A 12,556-nucleotide genomic window follows, 5' to 3' on the forward strand; every position below is an offset into this window, starting at 1 on the left:
CGAAACGAAAAACAGGAGCCATCAGGCTCCTGTTTGCATTTCTGGCGATGGTGTTTATTCCGCGTTTTCGTGAATATGTTTGCTGCTGACGGGCAGTAAGCCGTCAGCGCGGAACATCGCTTTAATCCCACGAATCGCCTGACGAATACGGTCGCGGTTTTCAATCAGCGCAAAGCGTACATGCGTGTCGCCGTAGTCGCCAAAGCCGATGCCGGGTGAGACACAAACCTTCGCTTCGTTAAGCAGCTTCTTGGCAAATTCCAGCGAGCCCATTGCCGCATACGGTTCCGGGATTTTCGCCCAGACATACATCGAGGCTTTCGGCATTTCAACCATCCAGCCCGCTTCATGCAGCCCTTTTACCAGCACATCGCGGCGGCGTTTGTACTGTTCGGCAATGTCGCGCACGCACTGTTGATCGCCCTCCAGCGCCGCAATCGCCGCCACCTGCAACGGTGTAAAGGTACCGTAATCGTGATAGCTTTTAATACGTGCCAACGCGCTGACCAGTGTTTTATTGCCGACCATAAAGCCAATACGCCAGCCCGCCATATTGTAGCTTTTCGACAGCGTAAAGAACTCGACCGCTACGTCACGTGCGCCCGGCACCTGCATGATTGACGGCGCTTTCCAGCCATCGTAGACGATATCCGCATAGGCCAGGTCATGGACCACCAACACATCGTAGCGTTTCGCCAGCGCCACTACTTTTTCGAAGAACTCCAGTTCTACGCATTGCGCGGTTGGGTTTGACGGGAAGCCAAGGATCATCATCTTCGGTTTCGGATAACTTTCACGAATAGCGCGTTCCAGTTCGTTGAAAAAATCGACACCTTCCACCAGCGGCACTGAACGTACCTGAGCACCAGCAATCACCGCGCCATAAATATGAATGGGGTAGCTTGGATTCGGCACCAGCACGGTGTCACCGTGATCCAGCGTCGCCAGCATCAGGTGCGCCAGCCCCTCTTTCGAACCGATGGTGACGATGGCTTCTGATTCCGGGTCGATTTCAACGTCATAACGTTCCTGATACCAGCGGGAAATCGCGCGACGTAACCGAGGAATACCGCGCGAGGTGGAGTAACCGTGTGTGTCCGGTCGCTGCGCCACAGTACATAATTTTTCGACAATATGCGGCGGGGTCGCGCCGTCCGGGTTGCCCATACTGAAATCGATAATATCTTCGCCGCGCCGACGCGCAGCCATCTTCAGTTCAGCGGTAATGTTAAAAACGTAGGGCGGGAGACGATCAATGCGCGTAAAGCGACGTTCAGGACGAGTGTCAGCCATAATTTCCTCAGATTAACGTTAGCGCCCGGACCGTCCGAGCGACGCTGCCACGATGGTGGCTGTTTTGAAAATAGCCTGATTAATTTCTGTCTGTCCAGCGTTTTGGAAAATTTTTATTAATGCGAAAAAAGAGGAACAAAACCTTAAAAACAGGAAAGTCAGATTCGCCAACAAGAAAATTACCACCCATTACATTAACAATATAATTTCAATAAATTTACCAATTAGCTTGATACTGACAAGAGATGTATTGCCAGTACACCATTTAGCTTTCAATCCCCTTTTAAATTTGTGGTTTTTCCTCAAAAGTAGCGCACTGGTCATCAGCCTTCAGGTTACCTATCATAGAGGTTTAAACCTTATTCAGAGTCACCCGTGCACGAAATATTCAACATGCTGCTGGCGGTCTTCGATCGGGCAGCGCTAATGCTTATCTGCCTGTTTTTCCTCATCCGTATCCGCCTGTTTCGCGAGCTGTTGCACAAATCGGCGCACTCAGCGAAAGAGCTGCTCGCTGTTACCGCCATTTTCTCGCTGTTCGCCTTGTTCAGCACCTGGTCTGGCGTACCGGTGGAAGGTTCGCTGGTTAACGTGCGTATTATTGCGGTGATGTCGGGCGGGATTCTGTTTGGCCCATGGGTGGGCATCATTACCGGGGTAATCGCGGGTATTCATCGTTATTTAATTGATATCGGCGGCGTGACGGCTATCCCCTGCTTTATCACCAGTATTCTGGCGGGATGCATCTCTGGTTGGATCAACCTGAAAATCCCCAAAGCGCAGCGTTGGCGCGTCGGTATTCTCGGCGGCATGCTCTGTGAAACGTTGACCATGATTCTGGTGATTGTCTGGGCGCCGACCACTGAGCTGGGGCTGGATATCGTCTCCAAAATCGGTATCCCGATGATCCTCGGCAGTGTCTGTATCGGCTTTATTGTGCTGCTGGTACAAAGTGTTGAGGGCGAAAAAGAGGCCAGCGCCGCGCGACAGGCCAAGCTGGCGCTGGATATCGCCAACAAAACGCTGCCTCTGTTTCGCCATGTCAATAGCGAGTCATTACGCAAGGTCTGCGAAATTATCCGCGATGACATTCACGCTGACGCGGTGGCAATCACCAATACCGATCATGTGCTGGCGTATGTCGGCGTGGGCGAACACAACTATCAGAATGGCGATGACTTCATTAGCCCGACTACCCGCCAGGCGATGAATTACGGGAAAATCATTATTAAAAACAATGATGAAGCCCACCGCACACCAGAGATTCATTCCATGCTGGTGATCCCATTGTGGGAGAAAGGCGTTGTGACCGGAACGCTGAAAATTTACTACTGCCACGCGCACCAGATTACGTCATCATTACAGGAGATGGCGGTCGGTCTGTCGCAAATCATCTCTACCCAACTGGAGGTTTCTCGCGCCGAGCAGCTACGGGAAATGGCAAATAAGGCAGAGCTTCGCGCCCTGCAAAGCAAAATTAATCCCCATTTTCTGTTTAACGCTCTGAACGCGATTTCATCGTCGATTCGTCTGAATCCAGACACTGCTCGCCAGCTAATCTTTAATTTGTCGCGCTATCTGCGCTATAACATTGAATTAAAAGACGATGAGCAAATTGATATCAAAAAAGAGCTGTACCAAATTAAAGACTATATCGCCATTGAGCAGGCCCGCTTTGGCGACAAGCTGACGGTTATCTATGATATTGATGAAGAGGTGAATTGCTGCATTCCCAGCCTGCTTATCCAGCCGTTGGTGGAGAACGCCATTGTCCACGGTATTCAGCCTTGCAAGGGAAAAGGTGTTGTCACCATCAGCGTTGCGGAGTGCGGTAATCGGGTCCGTATTGCGGTAAGAGATACCGGGCATGGCATCGATCCAAAGGTGATTGAGCGGGTCGAAGCGAATGAAATGCCGGGCAATAAAATCGGCCTGCTGAATGTGCATCATCGCGTGAAGTTGTTATATGGCGAGGGGCTGCATATCCGCCGCCTGGAACCAGGAACGGAAATTGCGTTTTACATTCCTAACCAACGCACCCCTGTCGCCTCACAGGCTACGTTATTGCTTTGAGCCGGAGTGATATTGTGAAAGTCATCATTGTTGAAGACGAATTCCTGGCACAACAGGAACTTAGCTGGCTTATTAAAGAGCACAGCCAGATGGAGATTGTCGGCACCTTTGACGACGGTCTGGACGTGTTGAAGTTTTTGCAGCATAACCGCGTCGACGCTATTTTTCTGGATATCAATATTCCGTCGCTGGATGGCGTGCTGCTGGCACAAAACATCAGCCAGTTCGCCCATAAGCCGTTTATTGTGTTTATCACCGCGTGGAAAGAACATGCGGTGGAAGCGTTTGAACTGGAGGCGTTTGACTACATTCTCAAACCGTATCAGGAGTCACGGATTACCGGGATGCTGCAAAAGCTGGAAGCCGCCTGGCAGCAACAGCAAACCAGCAGCACGCCTGCCGTGCCGTTAACGCGTGAGAATGACACCATTAATCTGGTGAAGGATGAACGCCTCATCGTGACGCCGGTCAATGATATCTACTACGCCGAAGCGCACGAGAAAATGACCTTTGTCTATACGCGGCGTGAATCTTATGTGATGCCAATGAACATCACCGAGTTTTGCAGCAAACTGCCGTCGTCGCACTTTTTCCGCTGCCATCGCTCGTTTTGCGTCAACCTGAACAAAATCCGCGAGATAGAACCATGGTTTAATAATACCTATATTCTGCGGCTGAAAGATCTAGATTTTGAAGTGCCAGTCAGCCGCAGCAAAGTTAAAGAATTCCGCCAGTTAATGCATCTGTAATCGGGAACTTTCATGAAAGCAGCAGGCTTGCCCGCCGATCAACAATTTTTCGCCGATCTGTTCAGCGGCCTGGTGCTTAACCCGCAACTGCTTGGGCGCGTCTGGTTTGCCTGCCAGCCCGCCTCGCTGCCGGTAGGCAGTTTGTGTATTGATTTTCCCCGACTGGATATTGTGCTACGCGGCGAATATGGCAATCTGCTGGAAGCAAAGCAGCAGCGTATGGTGGAAGGAGAAATGCTGTTTATTCCGGCGCGCGCGGCTAATTTACCGGTCAACCACAAACCGGTAATGCTGTTAAGCCTGGTGTTTGCGCCGACCTGGCTGGGGTTATCGTTTTACGATAGCCGCACCACGTCGTTACTGCATCCTGCTCGCCAGATCCAGCTTCCCAGCCTGCAACGCGGCGAAGGTGAAGCGATGCTTACCGCCCTCACCCATCTTAGCCGTTCGCCACTGGAGCAGAGTATCATTCAACCGTTGGTGTTAAGTTTGCTGCATCTTTGCCGCAACGTGGTCAACATGCCACCGGGTAATTCGCAACCGCGCAGCGATTTTCTCTACCACAGCATTTGTAACTGGGTTCAGGATAACTACGCTCAGCCGCTCACTCGCGAGAGCGTGGCGCAATTTTTTAATATCACGCCCAATCATCTGTCAAAACTGTTTGCGCAGCATGGGACGATGCGTTTTATCGAGTATGTTCGCTGGGTACGAATGGCAAAAGCGAGGATGATTTTGCAGAAATATCATCTGTCGATTCATGAAGTGGCGCAGCGTTGCGGCTTTCCGGATAGCGACTATTTTTGTCGCGTCTTCCGGCGTCAGTTTGGCCTGACGCCGGGAGAGTACAGCGCCCGTTTTCAGGGCTAAGTTTAGAAGGTTATTTCCGTTTCCAGCAGCGTCAGGATGCTTTGCGCATCACTTGCGGCGAAAAGCGACTGGCGGAAGTTTTTATTCACCAGTTTACGCGCCAGCTGCGAGAAGACTTTCACATGATTCATCCCTTCGTTAGCGCCCAGCGTCAGCATGATCACCAGTTCGACTTCGCCCATTTCTGACTGCCAGTCAACCGGTTTCACCAGTCGGGCAATGCTGATACTGGAATGGCGGATCCACTGCGATTTGGTGTGCGGGATCGCCACGCCAAAACCAACGCCAGTAGTAACAATCTCTTCCCGCTGCCAGACATCTTCTTCCAGCTCGAACGGATGCTCAGTACGCCCGTTAACGCCGAGGTTACCGCACAGGAACTGAATCGCCTGCTCTTTATTGCTAAAGTCCTGATCAACGAAGATATTCTCCAGCGCCAGCAGTGGGCGAACGTCTTCTTCCGGCGTAAACGTGGTGAGTAACGCTTCAATTTCCTGCGCGCTGCGGCATTCACATGCCTGACGCGCCAGTTCCCGACACGCCTCGCTATCCAGTTGACGAAGCTGGCTTTTCACCGCCGGAATGCGTGGGCTACTCATGCTTAGCTCATCCAGGCCCAGCCCAAGCAGAAGCGGCAGATAACGGCTTTCACCACCCAGTTCACCGCAAATACCTACCCATTTGCCCCGCTGATGCGCAGTGGTAACTATCTGCTGCAACATGCGCAGAAACGATGGCGAGATCGGATTATATAGCGGCGATACCCGCGGGTTATTACGATCGACCGCATACAAATACTGGGTCATATCGTTAGAGCCGATGCTGAAGAAATCGACCTCATCGCAGAAGTGATCGATGATGTAACATACCGACGGCACCTCAACCATGATCCCCAACGGGATCGTTTCTGCATGACGCAGGCCATCGCGCTTAAGATCAACGATCGCTTTCTGGATCTCACCTTTCACCCATAAGATCTGATCAAGGCTGTGGACCATCGGGATCATCAACTGGGCGTTGCCGAAACTGGCAGCGCGCAAAATCGCCCGCAGTTGAGTGCGGAACAGGCCAGCAAATTCCGGATAAATACGTACCGCGCGATAGCCGAGGAACGGGTTCTCTTCCTGGGGAATGTTGAGGTAAGGAATGCTTTTATCACCGCCGATGTCCATCGTGCGGAAGATAATCGGTTTGTCGCCCGCCGCCAGTAATACCTGCTGGTAAGCTTCAAATTGCTCCTGTTCGTCCGGCGCGCTGTCACGATCCATATAGAGCATTTCGGTACGAAACAGCCCGACGCCTTCCGCGCCGTTAGCAAACGCGCCTGGTGCTTCCAGAGCAGTGCCAATATTCGCCGCAATATCAATACGCTTGTTATCACGGGAATAGGCCAGCTGCGCGGCGGCCTGCGCCTGTTGCTGCTGACGTTTATCCGCCAGCGTCTGCGCAACCTGATAATAACCGCTCACCGCGTCATCAGGATTTACCGCCAGCACGCCACATTGGGCGTCAAGCACCGCCGGTTGTCCGGCATAACGGGCAATCGCATCCAGCGGCAGGCCGCTCAAAACCGGGATCGCCGAGGCGCGGGCCAGAATCAGAGTATGCGAGGTGCGTCCGGTTTTCTCCAGAATCATGCCTGCAAGATTTTTTAAATCGAGGCTCAAAAACTGGCTAGGGGTTAAATCCTCGGCCACCAGAATGGTCGGTTTTTCGAGCACCAGATTATTACGCGGCTTCAGTTCCGGCCAGGTAATATGCAGCAACTGTTCGCTGATATCACGAATGTCACTGACCCGCTCGCGCAGATAATCGCTGGCAGAGGCAGAAAGTTTGGCGCAAACCTGCTCCATATTGCTGATGATCGCCGCTCCCAGCCCCTGATGCTGTTCTGCCATCAGGCGACGGATATTCCCTGCAAATTCATCATCCTGAATCAGCGACAAATGGGCGCTGAGGATAGTTTTGCTTTCGCCGTCACGCTCGCGCAACTGCTGGTTCAGTTGCTCGGCAAGCGTTGCCAGGCTGTGTTCCAGCCAGGTGGAGTCTTGCGCACTGGCGGGGATTGCCCGATAACTGTCGAGGCTGTTGCTCTGTAACAGGGTCAGCGTACCCACGCCGACGCCGCTTGCCAGCACATTGCCGTACAGTAAATCAGGGTTCAGGCGGCTTAATGAACGCGGCAGCGGGTGCGCCGTCAGTTCTGCCTGCGTCGGCTGGACGCTGTCGCTGTCGATAAAGCGCACCTGGATGTACTCTTCCAGCACGCGCCGCGCCTGCTCTTCATCGCTGCCGCCAATGTTCAGGCTGCAACTGTCATTAAATAATGTGCCGGTGCCAATCAGCGCCAGCGAACTTTTGGCATCCGCCTTCGCGTTCTGGCGATGGTTGATGAAGGTGATTTCGCTTTGCCAGTGGCTGCACTGCTCTTTAAGTTCCCACGCCGGACGAGCATGCAGACCGTTTGGCAAAGGACAGAGAAATTGAATCGTTAACATAACCGCTCCGGGTTAATCAGGAGATCATCTGAAATCCGTCAATTGAACAACCGTCTCACGGGTAAGACGTTGAATAAGGGCAGATAAAAGCTGCTGCATCTGCAAAATGTCGCGGCAGTCGGCAATCGATGCGGCGCAATGTCCATGGCGGGTTGCTGGCCCCATCACCACTGTGGATATGCCAGTACCGGTTAAGTGCACCGCTCCACCGTCCGTGCCGCCGTTACTGAACATATCCGCCTGTAACGGCACGCCAATTTCTGCCGCCACAGTTTCGATCCAGGCGGTAAGTTTTGGCGGCGCAATCAGTGACTTATCGCTTAACACCAGCATCGGTCCGTGACCAATCTGGCGATGGTTAGCTGCGCCATAATCAAAGTTTTTCGCCCAGCAGGCGGTATCAAGCACAATGGCGACATCCGGCGACACCGCACGCGTGGCGGTTTGCCCGCCGCGTAAGCCCACTTCTTCGCTGGAACTTGCCACCAGCCACACTTCCGCAGGCAGTTCAGCGTCGTGCAGCTCGCGCAGCAAAGTCACCAGCAGGTAGCAACCGAGGCGATCATCAAAGGCTTTCCCCATCACCCGCTGGTGAGGGAGAACCTGAAAAGTAGTATCAAACGTGACGCGATCGCCTGGACGAATTCCCGCCTGCATCACTTCGTCATACGAGCGCGCGCCAATATCCACGCGCATGGCGCTAACGTCATTCCCCTGCCGCTCGCCATCAAGCAGGCCGGGAATTTTGCACTCTTCACGGGTGGTGATGCGCACCGCCTGCAACTGGCGGGCAGCCATGCGCACATTGCCAACTGGCAGCACATCAATCGCCCCTTCGCGGGAGATGCTGCGCACCATAAATCCCACTTCGTCCATATGCGCACAGATCATCACCTTCGGACCTGTCGATTCATTGAGGCGGATCAGCACCGATCCCAGGCCGTCAAATCGCACTTCTTTTTGCAGGCGATCCGCTTCATCCAGCAGGATCTGCCGCACTTCCTGTTCCGAGGAGGCGATCGCATCTGCCTCGCTCAATGCTTTTAATAGCGATAAATCCATTATGCCTCTCCCGTGAGCAACACTGTTTTCGGCATGGCGTAGAGCACTTCTGCGCCTTGCGGGGTGACCAGCACGACATCTTCGATGCGCACGCCCCCTTGCCCTGGCAAATAAATCCCCGGCTCCACGGTCAGTAACATGCCTGGTTGTAGCGTCGTGGTGTCCCGCGGTGAAAAACGCGGATCTTCGTGCACTTCAATGCCGATAGCATGGCCGGTGTTATGACCGAAATAGTCGCCATAACCGGCTTCTGTAATCACCCGGCGCGCGGCATCGTCAACCTGTTGGCAGCGCACGCCGGGGCGAATCGCGGAGATTGCCGCTAGCTGTGCCTGCAGGACAATCTGGTAGACGTTAAACAGCGGGTGAGATTCGGCGCTCACCCCTTCGCCATTCACCAGCAAGGTGCGCGTCATATCAGAGCAGTAACCCTGATACAGCGCACCGAAATCGAGAGTGACAAACTCGCCTGCTGCAACAATCTTGTCGCTGGCTTTACCGTGCGGCAGCGCCCCACGCCAGCCGCTGGCGACAATGGTGTCAAAAGAGGCTTTTTCTGCGCCCTGCTGGCGCATAAACCACTCCAGTTCAGCGGCTATCTCGCATTCGCTCATCCCCGCCTGAATAAAGCGGCGAATATGCTCTGCGCCACGATCGGCAATCCCACAGGCGAGGCGGATTTTCTCCACCTCCTCTGGCGTTTTGATTTGCCGCAGCACATCCGGCGTGGCGCTTACCAGTTTCGCATTGAGTTCAGACTGCCAGTGGTGCGCGGTTTCCCAACTCACCTGCTGGCCTTCAAAACCGAGCGTTTGCAACTGCTCATCGGCAATGATTTGCCTGACGATGGTGGCAAGCGTGTGCATCGCGTCGAGCAAATGCAGCTGGTAGCCTTGCGTGCGGGCTTCTACATCCGCGTAATAGCGCGAGTCCACCAGAATGTGCGCACTTTCACGGCTAATCACCACATAACCTGATCCGGTGGAGATCCCCAGATGCGGCTGTTTGTTCTGCCGTGAGGAGAGAAGCACCGCATCCAGTTGTTGCGCCTTAAGCCAGTCGCGCAGCGAAGCGAGTAATGTCATCTGGACTTTTCCTTCTTACAGGCTATCGATTAACAATTTGCCTTTGCGGAACATCATCAGACGCAGGAACACCACCATCAGCGCAGTAATGATTGCTCCCAGCGCGATCCCCGCCATATAGACGCCCAGATTAGTGACCAGCGGCCACGCCCAGATAGCGGATTCCGGGAACCATTGCACTGCGCCCAGCCAGACAGCAGCAGTGGAACCGACAATCGCGCCAACCATATAGGACGGAATGGCGGTGATGGGGCTTTCCAGCGCAAACGGAATCGCACCTTCACTGATCCCCATAAACGCCAGGAACATCGCGGTTTTACCCTGCGGATAAAGCTGGGCGTTAAACAGGCGTTTGCCAGTTAAGCGACGATCGATAATGGTCGCCAGACCCAGACCAATCGGCGGAATAACAATAGCGATAGAACGCGCGGTGACTGGTAATACATGGTCGGTGGTAAAGCTGAAGGCGACGAAACCAGCTGCTTTGTTGATTGGACCACCCAAGTCGATTGCGGTCGCCGCAGCAATGCCCATTGCGTACATCAGCGCGCCCTTCTCACCAGCAGCGGTCAGCACGGTACGGATCCCGCCGTTGATCCAGCCACCAAACGGCGTGATCACGTAGTACATCGCCAGCATGACAAAAATGGCGGAAAGAATCGGTAGCAAAAATGTGGTTTTGAACGCTAACAGGAAATCCGGTAACTGGATTTTCTGGTTCATCCATTTCACGAGGTAACCCGCGACGATAGAAATAATCAGCGCACCAATGAAGGTAGACGGGACTGGTGAAGAGGTCGCCCACTGCATAGTGCTGGGATCGAAGTTCAGCAGTTGCGTGGGCTGGGTAGACATCAACCCGCCGATAAACCCAGCCGGGAACGCCAGTTTGCCGCCAATAGAATTCGCCACAAAAGCGGCAAACATCGGAATGGCAAAGCCAAACAGCACGCCGCCAAAGGACTGCGACAGCCAGGCAAATTTCAGTAAGGAGAGGTCGAAACCGGAAAATTTCCCGCTATTAAGAGCATCCATAATGCCGATGTCTGCGGGAATTTTAAGCCAGCTATAAGCAATCAGCTGGCTGAAAGCGAGGATCACACCGCCCATAATTAAGGTCGGCACCATGCGTGAAATCCCTGACATCACATGCTGCGGGAGTTCACCCCAGAAGCTGGTTTTAGAGGCCTGCGGATTCTTAACTGCCGCTGCCGCACCGGATGTGCCAGGCACAACGGTTGCACTGCGTTTTTTAATGGCCATAACAATTATCCCTGTCGAATATTACTGTTGTTCAGCGGCAATCATCTCTTCGATTTCTTTGATGATGCCCGCAGCGTTTTTAATTGCGTCCTGCAAAGTGATTTCATAAACGTCGCGTGATTCGAAACGTTCGTTATCTTCTGGTGTTACTGCCACGGAATGAATGATGATTGTCGCTTCGGCGATATCCTGCGCCGTCAGGCGGTTCTGGATGCCATCCGCACCCTGAGTTTCAATTTTCACTTCATAGCCGGCTTCCACCGCCGCTTCTTCCAGCGCCTGGGCGGCCATAAAGGTGTGAGCCAGCCCCATTGGGCAGGCACATAAGGCAATCAGTTTCTTACTCATCGTTATTTCCTCGTTCGTTTATAGTTGACGAATGAAATTATGAACGTGCAAAACAAATAGCCGTTACCAGACAAATAATGCATTTACTGGAGAATTAATCCCGTAGTGCGGAAGTGTGACGCAGGTCGGCCTTGTGAAGAGACACAAAGAAAAATTGAATTAACTGATTGATTTAAAAGATTATCGGGAGAGTCACCTCCCGATATGACAGGAAGGATTTACAGAATGTGGCCTAAGGTCTGGCGTAAATGTGCACCGGAACCGAGAAGCCCAGGGTTATCGTGCACAATTAAATAGACCGGAATATCATGAACATAATCTTTAAAGCGCCCTTTGTCTTCAAAAGCGGCACGGAAACCGGAGGCTTTGAAGAACTCAAGGAAACGCGGAACGATACCGCCCGCAATATAGACGCCGCCAAATGTTCCGAGATTGAGCGCCAGATTGCCGCCAAAACGCCCCATAATGACGCAAAACAGTGACAACGCGCGGCGGCAATCGGTGCAGCTGTCAGCCAACGCGCGTTCGGTAATATCTTTTGGCTTGAGATTTTCCGGCAGGCGGTTGTCCGCTTTCACAATCGCGCGATACAAATTCACCAGTCCAGGGCCAGAGAGCACGCGTTCAGCCGAGACATGGCCAATTTCCGCGCGCAGTATTTCAAGGATAATGGCTTCTTCTTCACTGTTTGGCGCAAAATCAACGTGACCGCCTTCACCAGGCAGGCTTACCCAGCGTTTATCGACATGGACCAGATGTGCGACCCCAAGCCCTGTCCCGGCACCGTACACCGCGACAGGTTTACCTTCAACCGGTTCTGCGCCGCCAAACTGGATCAGATGCTCTTTTTTCAGCATCGGGATCGCCATCGAAACCGCCGTAAAATCGTTAATAATCTCCAGGTGGCTAAAACCGAGATTCTTTTTCATTTCGGCAATCGAAAACGCCCAGGTGTGGTTGGTCATTGCCACCCAGTCACCAGTAATTGGGCAAGCAATGGCGATGCAGCCATCTTTCACCTCGACTTTATTCTCTTCAAGATAAACGCGAATGACCGCTTCCAGGCTGGGATAATCAAGCCCTGAATAGGTTTTAGCCTGCGAGATTTCACCACTGGCAATATCACACAGAGCAAGACGTGCGTTAGTACCGCCCACATCACCGACTAATGCATACTTTGTCATTCTTCAACTGCTCCGCTAAAGTCAAAATACTTCTTTCTCACACTGTAAATACGTGGGGGCATAACAACAACGCCGAAAAGGCAGGCTCCCTGTAAATATCGATCTGGGTCACACATTTACTTTATCGTTTC

The 12,556-nt window shown here is 52.9% G+C and carries 10 protein-coding genes; 3 read left to right on the forward strand and 7 right to left on the reverse strand.

From position 1 onward, the window contains the following. Positions 1-54: 54 nt before the first annotated feature. Positions 55-1,293 carry an alanine transaminase gene (gene alaC / locus FEK66_RS08330; protein ID WP_130207332.1) on the reverse strand — a complete coding sequence of 413 codons (1,239 nt, stop codon included), beginning with the start codon at positions 1,291-1,293 and terminating at the stop codon, positions 55-57. A gap of 375 nt (positions 1,294-1,668) precedes the next feature. Here alaC and ypdA point away from each other — a divergent pair, with 375 nt between their 5' ends. From ypdA to FEK66_RS08345, 3 genes are read left to right on the forward strand one after another with little or no spacing between them, the layout of a single operon-like run. Beyond that, positions 1,669-3,366 carry a two-component system sensor histidine kinase YpdA gene (gene ypdA, locus FEK66_RS08335; protein WP_131162066.1) on the forward strand — a complete coding sequence of 566 codons (1,698 nt, stop codon included), beginning with the start codon at positions 1,669-1,671 and terminating at the stop codon, positions 3,364-3,366. A gap of 14 nt (positions 3,367-3,380) precedes the next feature. After that, positions 3,381-4,115 (forward strand): two-component system response regulator YpdB, encoded by a 735-nt coding sequence (ypdB, locus tag FEK66_RS08340; protein ID WP_130237839.1) that lies wholly within the window; start codon positions 3,381-3,383, stop codon positions 4,113-4,115. A gap of 12 nt (positions 4,116-4,127) precedes the next feature. Next, the gene (locus tag FEK66_RS08345) at positions 4,128-4,985 is read left to right on the forward strand and encodes an AraC family transcriptional regulator (protein WP_135559773.1); all 858 of its coding nucleotides are present in this window, start codon (positions 4,128-4,130) and stop codon (positions 4,983-4,985) included. Positions 4,986-4,987: 2 nt separating this feature from the next. On the opposite strand, the gene ptsP is transcribed toward FEK66_RS08345, so the two are convergent. From ptsP to glk, 6 genes are all read right to left on the reverse strand, one after another. Continuing rightward, positions 4,988-7,483: a phosphoenolpyruvate--protein phosphotransferase gene (ptsP, locus tag FEK66_RS08350; protein ID WP_131162068.1), complete on the reverse strand. Its 2,496-nt coding sequence runs from the start codon at positions 7,481-7,483 to the stop codon at positions 4,988-4,990. 24 nt (positions 7,484-7,507) lie between these two features. After that, positions 7,508-8,545 (reverse strand): aminopeptidase, encoded by a 1,038-nt coding sequence (ypdE, locus tag FEK66_RS08355; protein ID WP_135494788.1) that lies wholly within the window; start codon positions 8,543-8,545, stop codon positions 7,508-7,510. Beyond that, positions 8,545-9,630, reverse strand: coding sequence for an aminopeptidase (gene ypdF, locus FEK66_RS08360; RefSeq protein ID WP_135494790.1), 1,086 nt, complete (start codon positions 9,628-9,630; stop codon positions 8,545-8,547). Before ypdF ends, ypdE begins: the two co-directional genes overlap by 1 nt. Positions 9,631-9,645: 15 nt before the next feature. Then, a complete protein-coding gene (locus FEK66_RS08365; RefSeq protein WP_135494792.1) occupies positions 9,646-10,893 on the reverse strand; it encodes a PTS fructose transporter subunit IIC in 1,248 nt (415 codons plus the stop codon). A gap of 21 nt (positions 10,894-10,914) precedes the next feature. After that, on the reverse strand, positions 10,915-11,241 hold the full coding sequence (locus FEK66_RS08370; RefSeq protein WP_000038455.1) for a PTS fructose transporter subunit IIB: 327 nt from the start codon (positions 11,239-11,241) through the stop codon (positions 10,915-10,917). A gap of 218 nt (positions 11,242-11,459) precedes the next feature. Next, the gene (gene glk / locus FEK66_RS08375) at positions 11,460-12,425 is read right to left on the reverse strand and encodes a glucokinase (RefSeq protein ID WP_130207348.1); all 966 of its coding nucleotides are present in this window, start codon (positions 12,423-12,425) and stop codon (positions 11,460-11,462) included. Positions 12,426-12,556: the final 131 nt, after the last annotated feature.

The sequence above is a fragment of the Escherichia sp. E1130 genome (assembly GCF_005781065.1).
Taxonomy (GTDB): Bacteria; Pseudomonadota; Gammaproteobacteria; order Enterobacterales; family Enterobacteriaceae; genus Escherichia.

Coding starts and splice junctions, on each gene's coding strand:
- FEK66_RS08345 (WP_135559773.1), top strand. CDS start 4,128: ATGAAAGCAGCAGGCTTGCCCGCCGATCAACAATTTTTCGCCGATCTG.
- ypdF (WP_135494790.1), bottom strand. CDS start 9,630: ATGACATTACTCGCTTCGCTGCGCGACTGGCTTAAGGCGCAACAACTG.
- ypdE (WP_135494788.1), bottom strand. CDS start 8,545: ATGGATTTATCGCTATTAAAAGCATTGAGCGAGGCAGATGCGATCGCC.
- alaC (WP_130207332.1), bottom strand. CDS start 1,293: ATGGCTGACACTCGTCCTGAACGTCGCTTTACGCGCATTGATCGTCTC.
- glk (WP_130207348.1), bottom strand. CDS start 12,425: ATGACAAAGTATGCATTAGTCGGTGATGTGGGCGGTACTAACGCACGT.
- FEK66_RS08365 (WP_135494792.1), bottom strand. CDS start 10,893: ATGGCCATTAAAAAACGCAGTGCAACCGTTGTGCCTGGCACATCCGGT.
- ptsP (WP_131162068.1), bottom strand. CDS start 7,483: ATGTTAACGATTCAATTTCTCTGTCCTTTGCCAAACGGTCTGCATGCT.
- FEK66_RS08370 (WP_000038455.1), bottom strand. CDS start 11,241: ATGAGTAAGAAACTGATTGCCTTATGTGCCTGCCCAATGGGGCTGGCT.